Annotated in this window: 17 protein-coding genes and 2 pseudogenes; 13 read left to right on the forward strand and 6 right to left on the reverse strand. The window is 38.6% G+C overall.

What is annotated here, in order from left to right:
- The 5 genes and pseudogenes from ACTB1O_RS03685 to ACTB1O_RS03705 form a co-directional block, all read right to left on the reverse strand.
- A pseudogene (locus ACTB1O_RS03685) lies at positions 1-448 on the reverse strand (cobaltochelatase subunit CobN); the annotation flags it as partial.
- Complete coding sequence (locus tag ACTB1O_RS03690) at positions 441-1,235, reverse strand: ABC transporter ATP-binding protein (protein WP_462993788.1); 795 nt, start codon at positions 1,233-1,235, stop codon at positions 441-443. The gene ACTB1O_RS03690 and the pseudogene ACTB1O_RS03685, both read right to left, overlap by 8 nt.
- Positions 1,229-2,320 (reverse strand): FecCD family ABC transporter permease, encoded by a 1,092-nt coding sequence (locus ACTB1O_RS03695; protein WP_462993789.1) that lies wholly within the window; start codon positions 2,318-2,320, stop codon positions 1,229-1,231. The genes ACTB1O_RS03690 and ACTB1O_RS03695 overlap by 7 nt, the downstream gene beginning before the upstream one ends.
- Positions 2,321-2,351: 31 nt before the next feature.
- Positions 2,352-3,605 carry an ABC transporter substrate-binding protein gene (locus ACTB1O_RS03700; RefSeq protein ID WP_462993790.1) on the reverse strand — a complete coding sequence of 418 codons (1,254 nt, stop codon included), beginning with the start codon at positions 3,603-3,605 and terminating at the stop codon, positions 2,352-2,354.
- A gap of 1 nt (position 3,606) precedes the next feature.
- The gene (locus ACTB1O_RS03705) at positions 3,607-4,152 is read right to left on the reverse strand and encodes a hypothetical protein (RefSeq protein WP_462993791.1); all 546 of its coding nucleotides are present in this window, start codon (positions 4,150-4,152) and stop codon (positions 3,607-3,609) included.
- A gap of 258 nt (positions 4,153-4,410) precedes the next feature.
- Here ACTB1O_RS03705 and ACTB1O_RS03710 point away from each other — a divergent pair, with 258 nt between their 5' ends.
- The 13 genes from ACTB1O_RS03710 to ACTB1O_RS03770 all read left to right on the forward strand — a co-directional run bounded on the left by ACTB1O_RS03710 (position 4,411) and on the right by ACTB1O_RS03770 (position 18,590).
- The gene (locus ACTB1O_RS03710; protein ID WP_462993792.1) at positions 4,411-5,100 is read left to right on the forward strand and encodes a type IV pilin N-terminal domain-containing protein; all 690 of its coding nucleotides are present in this window, start codon (positions 4,411-4,413) and stop codon (positions 5,098-5,100) included.
- Positions 5,101-5,104: 4 nt separating this feature from the next.
- Positions 5,105-5,752 carry a type IV pilin N-terminal domain-containing protein gene (locus ACTB1O_RS03715; protein WP_462993793.1) on the forward strand — a complete coding sequence of 216 codons (648 nt, stop codon included), beginning with the start codon at positions 5,105-5,107 and terminating at the stop codon, positions 5,750-5,752.
- Positions 5,753-5,764: 12 nt separating this feature from the next.
- The gene (locus ACTB1O_RS03720) at positions 5,765-6,532 is read left to right on the forward strand and encodes a type IV pilin N-terminal domain-containing protein (RefSeq protein WP_462993794.1); all 768 of its coding nucleotides are present in this window, start codon (positions 5,765-5,767) and stop codon (positions 6,530-6,532) included.
- Positions 6,532-7,068, forward strand: coding sequence for a type IV pilin N-terminal domain-containing protein (locus ACTB1O_RS03725; RefSeq protein WP_462993795.1), 537 nt, complete (start codon positions 6,532-6,534; stop codon positions 7,066-7,068). The genes ACTB1O_RS03720 and ACTB1O_RS03725 overlap by 1 nt, the downstream gene beginning before the upstream one ends.
- Before the next feature lie 330 nt (positions 7,069-7,398).
- The gene (locus ACTB1O_RS03730) at positions 7,399-7,824 is read left to right on the forward strand and encodes a hypothetical protein (RefSeq protein WP_462993796.1); all 426 of its coding nucleotides are present in this window, start codon (positions 7,399-7,401) and stop codon (positions 7,822-7,824) included.
- Positions 7,825-7,874: 50 nt separating this feature from the next.
- The gene (locus tag ACTB1O_RS03735) at positions 7,875-9,020 is read left to right on the forward strand and encodes an ABC transporter substrate-binding protein (RefSeq protein ID WP_462993797.1); all 1,146 of its coding nucleotides are present in this window, start codon (positions 7,875-7,877) and stop codon (positions 9,018-9,020) included.
- Positions 9,017-10,057 carry a FecCD family ABC transporter permease gene (locus tag ACTB1O_RS03740; RefSeq protein WP_462993798.1) on the forward strand — a complete coding sequence of 347 codons (1,041 nt, stop codon included), beginning with the start codon at positions 9,017-9,019 and terminating at the stop codon, positions 10,055-10,057. Before ACTB1O_RS03735 ends, ACTB1O_RS03740 begins: the two co-directional genes overlap by 4 nt.
- Positions 10,054-10,821, forward strand: a complete 768-nt coding sequence (locus ACTB1O_RS03745) for an ABC transporter ATP-binding protein (protein WP_462993799.1) — start codon at positions 10,054-10,056, stop codon at positions 10,819-10,821. Before ACTB1O_RS03740 ends, ACTB1O_RS03745 begins: the two co-directional genes overlap by 4 nt.
- Positions 10,822-10,833: 12 nt before the next feature.
- Positions 10,834-14,550 (forward strand): cobaltochelatase subunit CobN, encoded by a 3,717-nt coding sequence (cobN, locus tag ACTB1O_RS03750; RefSeq protein WP_462993800.1) that lies wholly within the window; start codon positions 10,834-10,836, stop codon positions 14,548-14,550.
- A gap of 251 nt (positions 14,551-14,801) precedes the next feature.
- Positions 14,802-15,920, forward strand: coding sequence for an ATP-binding protein (locus tag ACTB1O_RS03755; protein ID WP_462993801.1), 1,119 nt, complete (start codon positions 14,802-14,804; stop codon positions 15,918-15,920).
- A 233-nt stretch (positions 15,921-16,153) separates the two neighbouring features.
- On the forward strand, positions 16,154-16,870 hold the full coding sequence (locus ACTB1O_RS03760) for a vWA domain-containing protein (RefSeq protein ID WP_462993802.1): 717 nt from the start codon (positions 16,154-16,156) through the stop codon (positions 16,868-16,870).
- 35 nt (positions 16,871-16,905) lie between these two features.
- On the forward strand, positions 16,906-17,865 hold the full coding sequence (locus ACTB1O_RS03765; RefSeq protein WP_462993804.1) for an ATP-binding cassette domain-containing protein: 960 nt from the start codon (positions 16,906-16,908) through the stop codon (positions 17,863-17,865).
- Positions 17,865-18,590 carry an ABC transporter permease gene (locus ACTB1O_RS03770; RefSeq protein ID WP_462993803.1) on the forward strand — a complete coding sequence of 242 codons (726 nt, stop codon included), beginning with the start codon at positions 17,865-17,867 and terminating at the stop codon, positions 18,588-18,590. Before ACTB1O_RS03765 ends, ACTB1O_RS03770 begins: the two co-directional genes overlap by 1 nt.
- 199 nt (positions 18,591-18,789) lie before the next feature.
- On the opposite strand, the pseudogene ACTB1O_RS03775 reads toward ACTB1O_RS03770, so the two are convergent.
- Positions 18,790-19,229 (reverse strand): annotated as a pseudogene (locus tag ACTB1O_RS03775) (transposase); the annotation flags it as partial.
- Positions 19,230-19,414 lie beyond the last annotated feature (185 nt).

The following is a 19,414-nucleotide window of genomic DNA, read 5'->3' on the forward strand; positions in this document are numbered from 1 at the left end:
CAAAAGGAATATCGGGGTGATAGATTCCCTCCCATCGTGTCACGGATGGTTCTAGATAGTGGTAATCAAGGCCAAGGATTTTTGATGCACAGAATGCAAGCATATTGCAGATATTTTCAAGACCGCCATAAAGAAAATAAGCGCTTACTGCTGATACAACAGATAAAGGAACTGTCGATGCCGACCAGAACATATCTGAAAAGCCATAGGATACAACCGGCATCTCCTTTGGAAATCCATCTATTATCTCATCCCAGTATGAGTCATGCGACGGGTGGATTAGAACAAAATCCGAGTCAGAAAATGAGTTTATACATTCGGATACTAAACTCTCATTCTCTTTTAAATCGTATACATTCCAGTCTGAAAGCTCAAAACCCAATTTTTTTGCCGCATGCCTGATAACTGAGATTTCGCTTCCCCATGATATTACTGATATTTTAACCATTTTGTGTCTCCGCTGAATTTTCTGCCGGTCTTAAAGGTATTATATATGGTCTTTCATTTTCCCGGTTTATTGAAGCATCAACCTCGTAAACGCTTCTAATCGTTTCGCTGTTTAAAACCTCGACGGGCGGTCCGCAGCTGTGAATTTTTCCTTTTTTTAGCATAATCATGTTATCACAGTATCCCGCAGCAAGATTCAAATCATGCAGAGAAACAATAACAGCAGTATTCTTTTTTTTTGTCAAAAGACGCATGTTTTCCATAACTTCCATCTGATGTCTGATGTCAAGACTGCTTGTCGGCTCATCCATGAGAATTACAGGAGTTTCCTGCACAACCGCCCTTGCAATCATAACCCGCTGGCGTTCGCCGCCTGAAAGCTCGCTTGTTTTTCTGAATGCAAAATCCTCAACGCCTAAAAGTTTCATCGCCGAAAAGACTTTCTCTTCATCTTCAGGCTTTACATTCCAGTTAAGATACGGTCGTCTTCCCATGAGCACGGTTTCATACACATAGGATGAAAGTCCGTCCGGAACACTCTGTGGAACATATGCAATTTTTTTTGCAATCTCTGTTCTGTCAAGAGATTTTGAGTCAGTGCCGAAGATTTCGATTTTTCCTTTTGGATTTAAAATCCCGTCAATACACTTGATAAGTGTGGTCTTTCCGCATCCGTTCGGGCCGACAAGCCCCAGCACTTTTCCTTCCTCTGCTTCAAAAGAAACATCTGAAAAAACGTCCTTTTGCCGGTAAGCATAGGAAAGACCGCTAACTTTTACTGCTACCATCCCGTATCACCTCTTCTTAGGAATAAATACAAAAAGAACGGAACACCAAGGAAAGCAGTCATGATTCCAACCGGAATTACAGAAGGATATATTATTGTTCTGCTTAAACAGTCAGCACCAAGAAGGATTGCAGCGCCCATAAATCCTGATGCCGGAATTAATATCCGATTGTCGCTTCCTGTAACCATTCTTGCAATATGCGGTGCAACAAGCCCTATAAAACCGATAGTTCCGGTAAATGAGATTATAACAGCAGTTATCAGTGATGCAATAAACATAAAAACCGTCATTTCACGCTCAACCGGGACACCTATTGATTTTGCAACTTCAGATCCTTCAGAAAGTGCGTTTAAATCCCATGCCTTCAGGAGAAGATACGGGACTATTATTAGAAGAACAAGAAAGACTATTCCGAGGTTTAACCATGTTGTGTTGTCAAGCGATCCAAACATCCAGTAGACAACCGCTGCTGCCTGATCAGCGGACCCGAAATACTGTAAAAGTGAGGTCACAGCAGAAAAAAGATACATCAGGGCAATTCCTGCCAAAATCATCGCCGATGACGAAAGCCCCTTGTGGCGTGCCATTAAGTAAATTCCAAATGCCGCAAGCATTGCAAATAAAAATGCAAGAATCATGGTTGTAATACTGCCTGAAAGGAGTGCAAATCCTCCAAAAAGTATTATCGCAACCGATGCACCACAGGATGCGGCTGAGGAAATTCCAAGTGTAAAAGGACTTGCAAGCGGGTTTCTCAATATCCCTTGCATAACTGTTCCTGCAATTGCAAGCCCGAATCCGGCGGCGATTGCAAACAACACCCGGTGAAGTCTGATATCCCAGATGACAATCTCCGTCATTGACTGTGAACCCTGTTCAGCGCCGAAGAAAAATACACAGACTCTTTCTGAAAGTCCGGAAAAAAGCGCCTGATAGGACTGCAGAATTGAAATTTCTGCTGAGCCGAGAGTTACTCCGATGCCGGTTAAAAGAATTAAAAGAAGGGTTAAGCCTATGAAGAATGTCCTGTTTTTTGCCTTTATTTTCCTGCACTGTGCATGAAATTTTTTTGAATCAAGTGTCATCTGTCGCCTCATTTAAAAGCAAAAATTATTGTTATTGTAATGGATAAACAAAAACCCCGTCTTTTTTTACATTAAAGTCAAGGTTTTGAAACTGTGATATGTATCTCTGGTGAACTTCTTCAGGTTCAATATTTTTGAATTCATCAGGGTACAACCATTTTGAAAGGTAAAGAGTCCCAAGTATGTATTCAGGTCCTCCAAAAATGTCATTACTGAGAATATGAACACGGTTTTCTTTTACAGCGTCAAGATTCTGCCAGCCGGTGCGGGATGTCATGGCCCGATAGACTTCTTTTACTTTTGCAGTATCTGAATCCTCATATCCGCCAAATGCAAGTTTTCCTGACCCTATTAACTTTACAACAACATCAGGATTTTCAATGAGGATTTCTTCAGGGTTTACAACAGGGTATTCAGGAGTTGCATCTTCAAAAATGCTTATTCCACCTGCGAGATTTATCTTTTCGTTGTATCCAGAGCCTTTGGCGGCACTCTTGTAGTCATCCCAGCTTTCAAAATATACCTGTGTACGTTCTTCTGTTGGAATACCGGAGATTACAGAATTTATAAGATTCTCCTGCTCGGAATAGAAATCAGTAAGAGTTTCTGCATTTTTTTCTTTGTCAATCACACCTGCAAGAAGCTTTGTCTCTTCAAGGTAGGTTGAAGGATTATAGAGATCAAATCTGAATATTTTTATTTTCGGATTCATCGACTGGATTTTCTCCTGGATTTCATCTGATTTGTCCTCCATGAAATCTGCGTAGATGAATACTGCATCAGGCGAAATGGAGATTATTTTTTCATAATCAGGCGACCAGACCGAACCTATGTTTGCTTTATTAGAATACTCCGGGAAGAAGACTTTATCTTCAAGTGTATATTTTCCGACACCTGATACTTTACTTTCATCAAATCCAAGCGATCTCATTGTTTCAAGTGTTTCGCCGTTTAAAACAGCCACTTTTTTTAACGGCCTGTAGAGTGTTACTGCCTGACCTTTGAAATCCTGAACATTTTTTGGTTTTCCGTTCCAGTTGGCGTAGATATATGTTGCATCGGAGAGATCGGTTGTTGGCTGAATGTCTGTATTCCCATTGAGATATTTTTCTGTTAAGTATGAGAGGATTTCAGGCGCAAGTTCGTCTGAGGTTATAATCAGATCATTGTTTTTATCGAGAGGCAGAGTTTCTGAATTGCTCTGTGTACCTGCATATGCCGGATTTATTAGTAGGATTGCGACTGAAAAAAGGAGAATAATTAAAACAGTCTTTTTATATACCATTTCAATTATCCTCCCTGTTTGAAATAGTCATTAAAAGTCCTGCGATGATGATAGAGAAGACACTAAAAATGCCTGAAAATCCAAACGGACTTTCTTTAGGAGTTATATTATTCTGATTGTTTTCTTCCTTTTTTTTGTCTGTTTCCTGCTCTTTTTCTGATTCACTAACAGATAATTCATCTCCTCCCCTTGTGCCGGATGAAAGATCTTCCCACGTTTCGAGGATTTCGCCTGTCGCCAGATTTGGACAGACTACATCAAGATAAATTTCTTTTTCGCCTGTCAGAGTTACAATAAGAGTTTCACCATCGCTTCCATAATGGCCGTTTGGGATATTTGTGTCAGTTATTTCAAAGCTTCCGGGAAATTCAAGGCTCAGACCGCCGGCTGTGATATTTGATATTTCTATTGATATTTTGTATTCATCAGTTTCGCCTGTCGGAGTAATTTTATATGACACTCCGGAAATGTCTTCTGCGGCGGCAGAGGGTATTACTGCAATGAATGTTGACAGAACTATTATCGCTAAAGGTATTGTGTATTTCATATGCCTTTCCTTTTACTACTACTTTTACTAACTAAGTTTTAAAATATACTTTTTATTTAGTAATATTTAACTCTTACAAATCTGATTTCTTTTTATTTTTTAAAATGTAATAATTATCAAATAAAAATTTAATTTATTCATTAGTGAAAAAATAATAATAAAATTTATTTATGACTAAAAAAATAACACTTTTATTGATTCTGGTAATATTATGATCTGGTAGGCCGGTTTCGATAAATTTTAACTGAAGGAGTTATTATGAAAAAAGAAAGAATAACGCAAACTGAAGCTGTATCGCCTGTTGTGGGCGTTATGCTGATGCTTGTTGTGACGATTATCATCGCTGCGGTGGTATCCGGTTTTGCCGGGGGGCTTGCCAGCAACACGGAGGATGCGCCGCAGCTTGTAATGAATGTTCAGATAAAGAATACAGGGTATGCAAGCAGTAGCTACATACTATTTGATGTTCAGGGTGTAAGTGAGTCGATTCCTACAAAGAATCTTAAGATAACCACATCCTGGACAAACAGTGACGGAGTCCGCGGCGGTAATACAACAGCTGCAAATCTCAATGCTCCGAATACAGTGACTGGCGATTATAACTATCAGTCTCCTCTGGGTTTTGGAACAGGTGTGATATCAGAAAGTCAAATTAAAACCTCTGGATCATATAATCCTGACCAGCATTTCGGGAATTTTAGTCTTATCCCCGGAACTACTATGAAGAATTCAGCTTATGGCTATGGCTCTTCTTATGGTTATGGGGCTATTACCGAGTATAAATATACTTACACGTCTTCCTTCCCTGAAGGCAGTATTGATGGAATGCAGGCCATACTTGGAGGCAATTGGAATGCAACACTCCCCGGTGATGTTGTTGATGTAACGATTACGCATATTCCAAGCGGCAAAGTAATATTTGAAAAGTCTGTTGTGGTGGAGGGATAAGAGAATGAATTTTAAAAAATCTGATTCTGAAGCTGTTTCGCCTGTTGTCGGTGTAATGCTTATGCTTGTTGTAACGATTATTATTGCCGCTGTTGTCTCCGGTTTTGCCGGAGGACTCGTAGGGGGAACAACAAAGGCAACTCAGGCAACTATAAGTGCAGAATACAGTCAGTCTGAAGGGATGACAATCACACATATGGGCGGTGATACGATAAGCACACTTACAACAAAGATTATCGTCTCTCCATCTGCGGACTTTGGATCATATGAACAGCTGAGCTGGGAAGTTAATTCCTCCGTTGTAAATATAACCAGAAGCGGAAAAACAGTTCCGTGGAATAAGCCAAATACATATTCGTCAAGTCTTGCACGTACTTTCCAGCCGGGAGAAAGTGCTGTAGTGGAATACGGAACAGAAATCTCAGAACTTGATGCTTCCACCTCTTATGGCGGAGTGAATATTGATATCGGGCAGACTCTTGGTCAGGTGCAGCCAAAGACCTACGTGGGATACTGTACCGACCCTACCGATTCGGCTTCCAAGAGTTACGGTTTTCAGCATCCGAACGCCGTCGGCCAGCGTTTTATTCTGAAGCTTGTAGATGATTCCGGAAAGAAAGTGGCTGAAACAGAGGTTACAATAAATCCGTGAGGTGTGGTGAAAATGAAAAAAATTAGTATTTATAAATCTGGATTAAATAATTTAGAAGCTGTATCTCCGGTTGTTGGCGTGATGCTGATGCTTGTTGTGACAATTATTATCGCCGCTGTCGTATCAGGATTTGCGGGGTCGATTGTATCAACCGAATCTCAGGCTCCAACGCTTTCGGCATCTGCATCTATTGAACTGACCGGAGATAAGGATTCACGCTTTTCTCTGACTGTTGACAGTGTGAGTGAGCCAATCCCCACAAGTGATCTGAAAATAATCACGTTCTGGAAGAAAGAGGTGGATGGCAAAATGATTACAAGCGGTAACACGACAATTCCTGGAAATTTCTACAATACGTACAAGACTTATTATGAAGAGCAGCCATTTGGATTTGGTCCGGGAGTTGAGAACTGGAAGGCATTTGGAGTAAGAGATCCTTCAATGCAGTACGGAAACTATACTCTTCAGGCAGGAACAACAATGATTGCAAGCCCTTACCGGGATGGCAGAAATGCAGACAAAGATGACGGTGTGGGATACGGACCAAGATTCTGGTATGACGATAATGGTGTACTTACAAAGGCAACAGGAGACTGGTATGTATATGGTAGCGGCACTGCCTACACTCATGGAGTGCAGTGTGATGGCATGCAGGGATTTTTGGGCTACAACTGGAATGTAACACGCCCGGGAGATACAATTAATGTAAAGTTAGTTCATATTCCAAGTGGCAAAACGATATTTGACAAAGACATTGTTGCAACGGGGAGGTCTTTATAATGAAAGCGATTAACAATGAAGCGGTTTCGCCGGTTGTTGGTGTTATGCTTATGCTTGTTGTAACGATTATTATCGCCGCTGTCGTATCAGGATTTGCCGGTTCATTCGCTGGAAATACAGGTGAAATCTCTCAGGCAACAATATCCGGTGACTATTCACAGACAAACGGTCTGGAATTTACCCACACTGGCGGGGACACTCTGACAACCACAAATCTTCAGGTTGTTCTTGTTCCTTCACAGCAGTTTTCAAGATATGGGGATCAATGGGCAATACCATTGGCAGGTCTTAATATTGCAGGTGTCAGCGGAGAGAGGTGGATAGATACAATATACAGCTTTGCACCTGGTGATTCTGCATATATAGATGCAGATTATATTGAGAACTACCAGGATGAACATGTTGGAGATACTGACAAATCTTACATTTATCACATAAATAACCCTGAGAATGTTGGTAAAACAGTAACTCTTAAAATTTATGATTCAAGGAGTAACACGCTTGTTGGAAAAACTGATATTATTGTAAACTCCTAAAATCTCCTTTTTTTCTGAATGATTGGCTCTTTAGAAATCATTATTTCAGTAATTTAATACAGGCTTAATTTTAGCATTTTAAGGGAATGCCTGAAGAACCTTGATATAAGTTTTCAGCAAGGCCTGAATTTTTAAATTTTGCAACGCTGGTTTATTAATACTCATTAAATATGTAAAAAAAAATAAAGAATAATTTTAAATTTTAATTATTTGATGTGTATATATTTAAAAAAACAAAAATTAATTATGATAATTATTTATTTTAGTATTAACTAATGTGATACTATGTTGTTAAAGAATGTGTTTTTTTTTGTTCTTATAGCATGTTTGTTGGTAAATTGTGTCGGAGCAACATCAATAACAAGATCAATTGATCAAAATTCTGATAGACCTGACAGCACGGCAACAGTTACTATTAGTATCCCTGAAGGATCAATAGGAGGTCTTGCTGAGACACTGCCTTTGGGATACAGTTTTATATCTTCCACTTTTCCAAAATCCAGACTCCGGATATCAGATGATAAAATCCTTTTTGCGGTTATTAATGAAACAACAATTGAATATAGTGTAAAATATGAAAATCCCGGAGAAATATCCGGTACCTGGCACGATGCCAAATCCGGTGAAATTATCTCTCTTGATTCCTTTCAGGGAACAAATAATAAGCAGAAATCAGGCATAACCGGAATAATTTCTATACTGGGAATCATTGCCGGATGTATTATTCTACAAAAAAATCGGGGTTTTAGAAAATGAAAAGAAATGTAATTTTTTATTTCTCTATATTCATATTCTGCCTCACATTTATGTCTTTAAATGTATTGGCAGAAGATGTGACTTCTGAAAAAATACTTGGTGATACAATTCTTGACACTCTTGAAGCTGAAGAATGCGGAAAAGATATCAACTATATACAAACCAAAGATTATCCGTCATTTATTTCATATTATCCAAAATATCCTTTAACAATTACAGATTCATCCGGAGAATCAATAACTCTTTACAAACCTGCTGAAAAGGCAATCATCCTTAATAGTGATGCAGCAGAGGCATTTAGCATCTTATCATCCGAAGAAAAAGTTGTGGGGATAGGAAGCACAATTAAAAATAATCCAAAAAGATATGCAAATGTCATTGACAAACAGGATGTAGGACGGTGGAGTGAACCTGATATTGAGACTATTATCTCACTTCATCCGGATCTGGTTTTAAGCTATGTAGGTAAACCCGACACCCAGATTCTTGAAGATAAACTCCCTTCAGATATACATGTAATAAGACTTGATTTTTACCACAACAATACCATAAATGAAGAAATCTTAACTCTTGGAAAAATACTGGATCGCATAAATGAATCTGAAAAATATATAAACTGGCGCAATGGAGTCATCAATGATGTCAGGCAAAGAATTTCTGAGATTCCACAAAACGAAAGACCAACTATCTACATAGAAAGCGATTCGGGAAATATCGTTGGAAGAAGTGCATACGGATTAAATTCAGGTCTTGGAAAGCTGTGTGAAATTGCAGGAGGGACAAATGTAGCAATGGGAATAATTGATGAATATGGCACAATTGAAACAGAATGGATAATAAAAAAAGATCCTCAATTTGTGATAATTCTCAGCAGATCTTCAGAAGCCGGGTACGAATCTTCTGATAGTAGAAAACTTGCAGAAATATATTCAAATTTCATATCACTTCCCGGAATAGAAACCGTAGATGCAGTGTCTGATAACCATGTATATGTTATCTCAAACAGTTATGCACTGGGGCCATCAGATCCTGTAGCAATTGTTCAGATAGCCAGCTGGTTTTATCCGGAGTTTTTTACGGATATCAGTCCTGAAGATATACACCAGGAATATCTTAGTCTTTTTGGAAATATTGACTATAATGTTTCTTCAGACGGCTCTTTTTTTTATCCCTATAACAAGGAAACAGAGATATGAATTCTATTGTGAGCTGTTATTTAAAGACAACAAAAAAGAGAATTCTGATAATTCTTATTGCCGCAGTTTTACTGGTAATTCTGTCATTATATGCAGTAACGATTGGATCGTACAGTATAGAATTTATTGATATTTTAAGCACTCTTACATTTGGACAGGACAATCAGATCTCCGGAGATATCGGGACGATTATATGGGATTACAGATTGCCAAGAGTCATTCTGGCTGTTTTTGCAGGAGCTTCACTTGCAACTGCAGGAACAGTAATGCAGGCAATTTTAAAAAATCCTCTTGCAAGCCCCTTTACTCTGGGTATTGCTTCGGCGGCGGGATTCGGGGCATCTCTTGCCATAGTTATGGGAGCCGGATTTGCAACAGGAGTATGGCTTTTAGCAGGCAATGCTTTTCTGTTTACAATGATTGCCTCATTCATTGTTTATGGTCTTGCACAGCTAAAGGGTCTGTCTTCTGAAACGATGATTATGGCAGGAATTGCCATAATGTATCTTTTCTCTTCACTTACTTCATTGCTTCAATACCTTGGAACATCAGATGACGTAAATTCAATAGTGTTCTGGATGCTTGGCAGCCTTGGCCGTGCAAGCTGGGAGACAGATATTATTACTGTGTCCTGTTTTATTTTGGTATTCCCTGTGTTTATTGCACTATCGGGCTCTTTAAATTCGCTTGCAGCCGGTGATGATACTGCACGCAGTCTTGGAGTTAATGTGGGCAGATTAAGAGTAATCTCACTTGCACTTTCATCTCTTCTGACTGCATCGGTAATTTGTTTTACAGGGACAATAGGGTTCATAGGACTGGTCTCACCGCATATTGCAAGAATGATTCTGGGAGGAGATCAACGCTTTCTTCTTCCGGCCTCTGCCATTTTAGGTGCCCTAATTCTTCTTTTGGCAGATTGTTTTGCAAGAACAATACTTAGTCCCCAGATTCTGCCAATAGGCCTGATGACATCGTTTATTGGTGTACCGTTTTTTGTATATTTGTTCATGAAAAGAAGGGAGAATTACTGGTGACAATCGAAGTGGAAAATCTGGACTTCTCTTACAGAACCGATCCAATACTAAAAGATATCTTATTTAATGTCAGACCTGGATCGGTTCTTGGAATAGTTGGTCCAAACGGATCAGGAAAGACAACATTAATTAAATGCATTAATCGGATTTTGATTCCAAAAGGCACTGTCTATATTGATAAAAATGACTTATCAACGATAAAACAGGTTGATATTGCAAAAAAAATAGGATATGTCCCCCAGTCCGGTGAGAAAATTCCCGGATTATCAGTTGTTGAAGTTTTACTTATGGGAAGACTGCCTCACATGGGATGGCATACAAAAACAGAAGACTTGGAAATTGTTTCCAAAGCTATTGATCTGCTTGACATACGTTCTCTTTCAGATAAAAATTTTAATGAATTATCCGGCGGGCAGCAACAGAAAGTGCTTATTGCAAGGGCCCTTTGCCAGAACCCCCGTATTCTTCTTCTTGATGAACCAACAAGCAGTCTTGACATCCGGCATCAGCTTGAGGTCATGGAAATTATCCGGAAACTTGTTGATACAGTTGATCTTACCGCAGTGATAACAATTCATGATCTCTCACTTGCGGCAAGATATTCTGATAATCTTATAATTCTCAAAGAAGGGAGAATTATCGCGGGTGGTTCTCCTGATGCTCTCATAACCGCTGATCTTATAAGGGAAGTCTATGGTGTTGAGGCTCAGATTGTGAAATCTGATGAAAATTGTCCGTATATTATTCCAATAAGGACTTATTGACGAGGTAAAAATATGAAATTAAATGCAGTATTATGGGGAAGTGAAGCTCATCTTCTTGCAGAAGCGGCTGAGAATCTTGGTATTGATATTAAAATATGGTATGCTCATGAATTAACAAACAGCTATAAACGCCTTGAGTTTATAGAATCCATAGAAAATGCCGATATAAATTTGATTCATCCGACAAGTGATGGTTATTGGGATGAGATAATTGAAGAATTAAATGATCAGATTCCGGTAATAACATTTGGACGCAATGTATCTTTTTCTTCACTGTCAAATGTAGATCTTAAAATTGTTTCAACGGTAGATGCATACTTCCTTTATGGCGGGCTGGAGAATATGGAAAATATGCTCCATTATCTCCAGTCAGAGATGTTTGGTAAACAAATTGGATATGAAATGCCAAAAGAAACCCTCTGGGAAGGATTGTATCATCCTGATGCCAAAGAGATTTTTAGTTCTGCGGATGATTATCTCAACTGGTATAAACCACGGCACAAATATCGTGTGGGGATTCTTTTCTTTAGATCATACTGGATAAACGGGGATCTTAAAATTGTTGATGCTCTTATAAGAACTCTGGAAAATGATTTTGACGTAATCTCTGCCTTTTGTCAGGGTATGGGAAATAAAGGATTGAAAACACTTGAAAGTCAGAAATTAATTGATTCGTGGTTTTACGGCCGCATTGATGCACTCATTGATCTTCAGTCCATAGTCCGGACCAGCGGGATAGAAGGATCAGTTGATGTAATGAAAAAACTTGACGTTCCTGTATTCCATCCTGTGACGGTTCAGCATAAAACAATTGATGAATGGGAACAGAGTTCAGAAGGATTAACCAGTGCCCAGACAGGCTGGACTATAGCAATGCCTGAGTTCAAAGGTCTGATAGAGATGATTCCTATAGGTGCGGTTGAAACTGCAGACTATGGAGGTAATGAGTGCGAATACCATATTCCTATTGAAAGCAGGATTAAAACAGTTTCAGAAAGGGTAAAAAAATGGGTTGCACTAAAAAACAAACCTATAAATGAGCGTAAAGTGGCGTTTATCCTTCACAACAACCCCTGTGGTTCTGTAGAGGCAACTATTGGAAGTGGTGCGAATCTTGATACTCTTGAAAGTGTTGCAAGAATCCTAAAACAGATGAATGATGATGGTTACAGTGTTGATTATCCTGCCAATGGAAAAGAGCTTATTGAAAATATACTGGATCATAAGGCCATAAGTGAATTCCGATGGACATCCATAAAAGAGATTGTTGATAAGGGAGGTGCACTGTCAATGGTAAGCGTTGATGAATATACCCGGTGGTTTAATACCCTAAATCCTGAAGTTCAGGACAGAATCTGCACCTCCTGGGGAAACCCACCCGGAGAAGAAATCAATGGAGTTCCTCCTGCAATGGTTTATGACAATAAGATTGTTATTACAGGAGTTCGCTATAAGAATGCCATTGTATGTGTTCAACCTAAAAGGGGATGTGCAGGTTCACGATGTGACGGACAAGTATGTAAAATCCTTCATGATCCTGAGATTCCTCCAACACATCAGTATCTGGCAACTTATCGGTATATTGAAAATAAATTTGAGGCTGATGTAATTGTTCATGTGGGAACCCATGGTTCACTGGAATTTTTGCCGGGCAAATCTGTTGCCCCTTCCGAAAAATGTTATCCTGACATAGCAATAGGAAGCATGCCACATCTGTATATCTACAATTCAGACAACCCGCCTGAAGGAACTGTTGCCAAGAGAAGAAGTCATGCAACTCTTATTGATCATATGCAGTGCGTAATGACAGAGAGTGATTTATATTCTGAGTTAAAAGAGCTGGAAGATTTAATTGGAGAATATAACAATGCAAAAATTTCAGATCGTGCCAGAGCACATGCACTTGAGCACATTATAATTGACAAAATCAAAGAAACGAATATTTCAGAAGATCTAAAACTCGATGAAAAAATTAAAACAGATGCTCCATTTGATGAAATTGTTAATTCAGCTCATAAAAAGATAACACAGATTTATAACACTCAGATACCTGATGGAATGCATATATTCGGAGAGTTGCCTTCCGGCGATAAACGCATAGAGTATATCAGTGCAATAATGCGTTATGAAGGAGAGATGAGAAGTGCTGTATTAAAAATGATGGGTAGTGATCTCAGACCTTCAGAGGCTGATTCAATTCTGCTAAAAGAGGTTGATATATATGCCAAAGGGATAATAGGTGCTTTTTTAAATGGTGATATACCTGAAGACGCCGCAAAAATAATACCTGCCGCCAATTTAAAGGAATCAGATGTTGAACTGCTGTCCTCATTACGTCAAAAAACACTTTATTATTCTTCACTGATTGATAAATCTGATGAAATGGGAGGTCTTTTTCATGGATTTGACGGAGGCTACATTGAACCAGGCCCTTCTGGTCTGATTATGGGTGGCAAACCTGATATCCTACCAACCGGACGTAATTTTTATTCTCTTGATCCTTTTAAAGTTCCAACAAAAGCGGCCTGGAGAATCGGAAAAAGGCTTGCTGATGAATTAATTAACAAATATCTGGAGGAAAACGGTAAAATACCTGAAAACGTTGCGATGTACTGGATGTCCGGCGATATAATGTGGTCTGATGGGGAACAGATTGCCCAGATAATGTACCTTATAGGTGCAGAGCCTGTATGGAAAAATGGAAGAGTAAAATCATACCATATTATACCTTTGGAAGAGCTGAAAAGGCCAAGAATAGATGTAACCATACGTGTTAGTGGAATTCTTAGAGACTGCTTCTATAATTGCATTGAATTGATTGATGATGCAATAAAAGAGGTATCAGTTTTGGATGAACCTGAAGATTTGAATTACCTAAAAAAGCACTTTAATGAGAGTGGAAATAATTCCAAAATATTTGCCAGTAAACCCGGAACATATGGTAATGGCGTAAAACTTGCTGTATATGCTTCTGCATGGAAAGAAGAAAAGGATCTCTCTGATGTATTCATTCACTGGAATGGTTATGCTTATGGCCGCGGTATGTTTGGAGAAGATGCTTATGTAAATCTTGTATCTCAGCTTAAAACCGTAGATGTGACTTTTAACAAGACATCGTCAGATGAACATGAGTTATTTGGGTGCTGCTGTTATTTTGGAACTCATGGAGGGCTGACATGTGCAGCAAGAACAATATCTGAAAAGGAGATTCCTGCATATTATGGAGATACCAGAGATAAGGATGTTGTAGAGGTCCGGACACTTGCTGATGAAATTCACAGGGTTGTAAGGACAAAACTTCTAAATCCAAAATGGATAGATGGTATGAAACGGCACGGCTATAAGGGCGCCAGTGACATATCTAAACGCGTTGGAAGGATTTATGGTTGGGAAGCCTCCACACAGGAAGTTGATGACTGGGTTTTTGATGATATTACTAAAACATTTGTTCTGGATGAGGAAAACAGAAAATTCTTTGAAGAAAATAATCCCTGGGCTCTTGAAGAAATTGGCAGAAGACTTCTCGAAGCAAATGAACGTGGTCTGTGGAATGCAGATCCTGAAGTAATTGAAGAATTAAAGGATACATATCTTGAAATGGAAGGTTGGATTGAAGATAAAATGGGAGACACCGGTAGTAATGTACAGGGTGGAGCAATTGATGTTTTATCTGCCGGTGAAGTTGATTATGCAGACTGGAAGAAAAAAATGCAAAAATTAGGATTGTAGGTAAATTAACAGATTAATGCAAAAATTCCTATTAGATATAATTTTTTTGTTTTTTACATGGAAGTTACTTCGTAACTTGCATGAAATATAATTTCATGGACGTTTTTTAATAAAATTCTGTTTGTGGTAAATTAAACTTGTTTACATTTTTTTAAAAATTAATTTTAGCATCCTTTTGGTAATAGTGATCTGGAAGGATCTGTAGTACTAAATGTAGTATATTTATAATTATGTAATTCAATTATTAATTAATGGCTTATCTAATAAGAAGAAATAAGAAAAATATACTTCCATTTACAGCTATTGTCGGTCAGGACATGATGAAAAAAGCTCTTTTGTTAAATGCTGTAAATCCAAAAATAGGTGGTGTCCTTATTCGTGGTGATAAAGGTACTGCCAAATCCACGGCTGTAAGAGCGATTGCAGATGTGCTTCCGGAAATTGAAGTGGTGGGCGGATGCTGGTTTAATTGCAATCCTCATGATGAAAATGAGATGTGTGATCTTTGCTTTGAAAGAAAATCAAATGGAGAAGAACTTGAGACAGTTAAAAGGAGGATAAGGGTGATTGATCTTCCTTTAGGTGTTACAGAGGATCGTGTTGTAGGCACTATGGATGTTGAAAGAGCTTTAAAAGAAGGAATTAAGGCGCTTGAACCCGGTATTCTGGCAAATGTAAACCGTGGGATTCTCTATATTGACGAAATTAATCTTCTTGATGATCATGTCGCCGATGTTCTTCTGGATTCCGCTGCAATGGGTGTAAATACAGTGGAAAGAGAAGGAATATCATTATCTCATCCATCCAGATTTATTCTGATTGGTACAATGAATCCTGAGGAAGGTGAACTTCGACCCCAGCTCCTCGACAGATTTGGATTGCAGGTAAATGTGGAAGGACTTGAAGATGTCAGCCAGAGAATGGAGATAGTTGCAGTTGCAGAAAATTTTGAAAGAGATCCGGAGATGTTTAAAAAATCTTTTGAAGGCAGACAGGAAGACCTCAGAAATAAAATCAGTGTGGCACAGGATATCTTACCTGAAGTAGCTATAGGAAAAAGTCTGGTTAAGCTAATAGTTGAAACATGCATCAACATGGGTGTCAAAACTCATCGTGCCGAAATTACAATTGTAAGAACTGCAAAAACAATTGCTGCCCTGGATGGTCGCAAAGAAGTATCCAAAGATGACATTAAGGATGCAATGGAACTTGCTCTTCCTCATCGCATGCGCAGGAAACCTTTTGAAGAGCCAAAACTTGACAGAGATCAGCTTGATGAAGAATTAAACAATGCTGAAAAAGATAAAGAGAATAATAAAGATAAAGACAACGGGGATTCAGAGAAGAACAGCAAAAAAAAAATGAAATAGATACTGATAGTGAACCTGGCGAAGAAAAAAATAATGAAAATAAACCTTCTCAAGCGTCTGGCAGGCAGCCTGAAGAGAAAATATTTGGCGTTGGGAATGAGATTGACCCTTCAAAAATTAATCTGATCCATAAAAGAGATAAAAATCATAGACATAACGCATCCGGAAGAAGGATTGATTCATTTTTATCCAAAAACAGTGGAAGAAATATTTCATCCCGGTTTCCAAATGAAATGACGGATATCTCAATTGATGCCACAATAAGGGCGGCTGCCCCATTCCAGAAAAGCAGGGAAAAAAACGGAATGATGATAGTAATCGAAAATGGTGATATACGTGAAAAAGTAAGAGTTGGAAAAGTCTCTGCTGCCTGTGTATTTGTTGTGGATGCAAGTGGCTCTATGGGTACTGAAAAACGAATGGAATCTGCAAAAGGTGCAATACTTTCTCTTCTCATTGATTCGTATCAGAATCGTGATCGCGTTGGAATGGTTGCTTTCAGGGGAAATGATGCTGATATAATTCTTCCTATTTGTTCAAGTGTTGATTTGGCTCTTAAAAGGCTTGAGGAAATTCCAACCGGAGGAAAAACCCCGCTTGCGCAGGGTTTGATAAAAGGGATAAATGCTCTTCTTAATGAGAAGTTAAAGAACCCTGAAATAATTCCTATGCTGGTATTAATCTCAGACGGACGGGCGAATGTCTCTCTGTGTGGAAATCTGAGTGAAGAAATCTCTAATATTTCTGAAGATCTTCTGGCAAATGACATTCATACAGTGGTTATTGATACTGAAATTGTAAAGAAGTCTTATATTCAGATGCAGCTTGGTTTTTGCAAACGAATTGCTGAAATCTCAGGTGGAAGTTATTACAATCTATCAGACTTAAATTCGGATAGTGTAAGGGATATTGCAGTATTTGAAAAAGAGCAGTTGTTCAAAAATATTTAACAAAGACATCTATGGAAATACAGAAAAGGAATATAATGAACGCAATTGAGATAAAAAACCTTACAAAATATTATGATGCTCTCTGTGCAGTGGATAACCTGACTTTATCTGTGAACAATGAAATTTTCGGCCTACTCGGTCCGAACGGGTCTGGTAAAACTACAACTGTACTTATGCTTACTACTCTTCTTAAACCAACAGAGGGATGTGCCAAAGTCTGTGGATATGATGTCACAAATGAAAGTGAGCAGGTTAGAAAAAAAATAAGTTATGTGCCTCAGGACATGGCTGTTGACACCAAACTTACGGGACGGGAAAATGTCCTTTTCTTTGCCAAACTCTATGGAGTTCAAAATCCAATGGGGAAAACGGATGAAGTTCTTGGTATAATGGAACTCTCGGAAAGAGCTGATGACCTTGTAAAAACGTATTCCGGAGGTATGCGGCGAAGACTTGAGCTTGCGCAGGCTCTAGTTCATCAGCCTGAGGTTCTTTTTCTTGATGAGCCGACAATTGGCCTTGATGTGGCAGCAAGGAAAAAGATCTGGGAACATATTGGAATGCTTAGAAACAATGGTATGACCATATTTGTCACTACACACTACATGGAAGAGGCGGATAAATACTGTGATCGTGTTGCTATTGTAAGCAAAGGCAAAATAGTTGCGGTTGATTCCCCGTCTGCCCTGAAATTAAAACTTATGAAAGATATTATTACTGCCAAAATTTCAGGTCAGTTTATTGAGCCCTCTATAGAAGGTGTACGGCTTGTTGGCCAAAATGATAATGAGATTACCTTTACTGCGGAAAACGGCAATGAGGCTTTGCCGCTGATAACTAAAAGTTTATCAGACAATGGTATGATTGTTCACTCCCTTTCTCTTCGTGAACCTACTCTTGACGACGTTTTTATTAGTGCAGTTGGTAATATTGAAGAATCAGGTTCTTTTAATGTGCATCAGTTCCGGCGCATGATGGTTCGGAGGCGGCACTGATGAAAGGAATCTGGTATTATATGGAGCGGGACATGATCAAGTGGACCCGCAGTAGGTTATCTGTTCTGTCTTTAATGGTTCTTCCTGCTGCATGGCTTATTTTTGTTGGTCTTGCACTGCCTGTAAAATTTACCGGAAATTATCTTGACTTCATCACCCCAGGCATTCTTGTAATGACTATACTCACATCAGGTATGGCTGGTGGTGGTCTTTTGATGTTTGATAAGATTCTTGGCTTTTTGAATAAGTTTCTTGCATTACCATCCCCGCGTGAAGACATTTTATTTGGGAAAATATTATTTATTACAATTCGCGGTATGATTCAGGCAACAATAATACTTTTAATTTCAATTCTGATTGGTGCAACAATACATTCCCTTGCAGAATATGGTATGATATATATGATTCTGATACTTTTTGGAGTATTAATGGCAGCACTGGCAACAACAATTGCTCTTTACATTGGAGAGCATGACACTCTCAATGCAGTCACATCAATGATTACAATGCCGCTTTTTTTTACTTCAAGTGCCCTGATGCCTTATGATGTAATGCCAGAGTGGCTTAGGAATATTGCAGTTATAAATCCCTTAAGTTTTGCTATAGATGCAATAAGAGGAGTTAGTTCTGGTTTTATTCCTTTAACGCAGATTAGCTTGCTTTTGGCTTTATGCATCATTGTCCTTATGATGTGTATGCAGGTTTACCGCAGAGTAACAGTCTGAATGATTCAACTATATTTTATGTCATGAAAAGGCTCTAAAATAACTAAGAGAATTACCAGAATCCCTAATTTTTATAGAATCAATAAGACCAAATGTTTGCTCTTCAATTAATCTCTTCAATTTTCAGAAAATTTTTCAAATTTCATCTAGCTATCGCTATGAGATCACTGTCCATAAATTGCCCTCATTTCTTTGTCTATGTACCGTCCTTACTTCTTCGGGTCTTTGCTTCCTTTCCTCCAAGAGTATCAACTTTTGCATGTCTGGGATCTGAGTAACTAAATTTTTGCATCCTGGATCATATCCTTTCTTATTGAAAGACCTTTAAGATCCAGTTATCGCTGTAATTCATTCCAGATTAAAGCATCTTTTCCGGATTTGGATAGTCTTTCATGAAACAGCCAGATGGTAAAACGATCAGGTATCTTTACGGGATAATATTGCAAATAGAATTTGCAACTTCCATTAAATCTTTGATTTTATGTGACCCAAAAAATGTCTGAATAAAATCCTGTCATTAGCCTGTCTTTCAAGTTCAGGACCAGAGAGACCATGCTATTGCTAAAGGACAAGCAGGACGAGCATCTTAATCATCAGAACTTCATCCAGATTAGGACGACCTCCAATTTCTGTTTGGTTTGTGGGGGTTTATAGAAAATCCCTTTTGATTATTTTTTTAAAAATATCCATTTATTCAATCAAAAAACAATCATCACAATCCCGATACAAACAATCTTTGCCGCCATGCTTATTGCATAAGTCTTGTATGTTATCATAAGGCCGTCTTTTCCAAAAAGAGCAAGATACATTGGAAATGAATATTT

The organism is Methanomicrobium sp., from assembly GCF_055145805.1.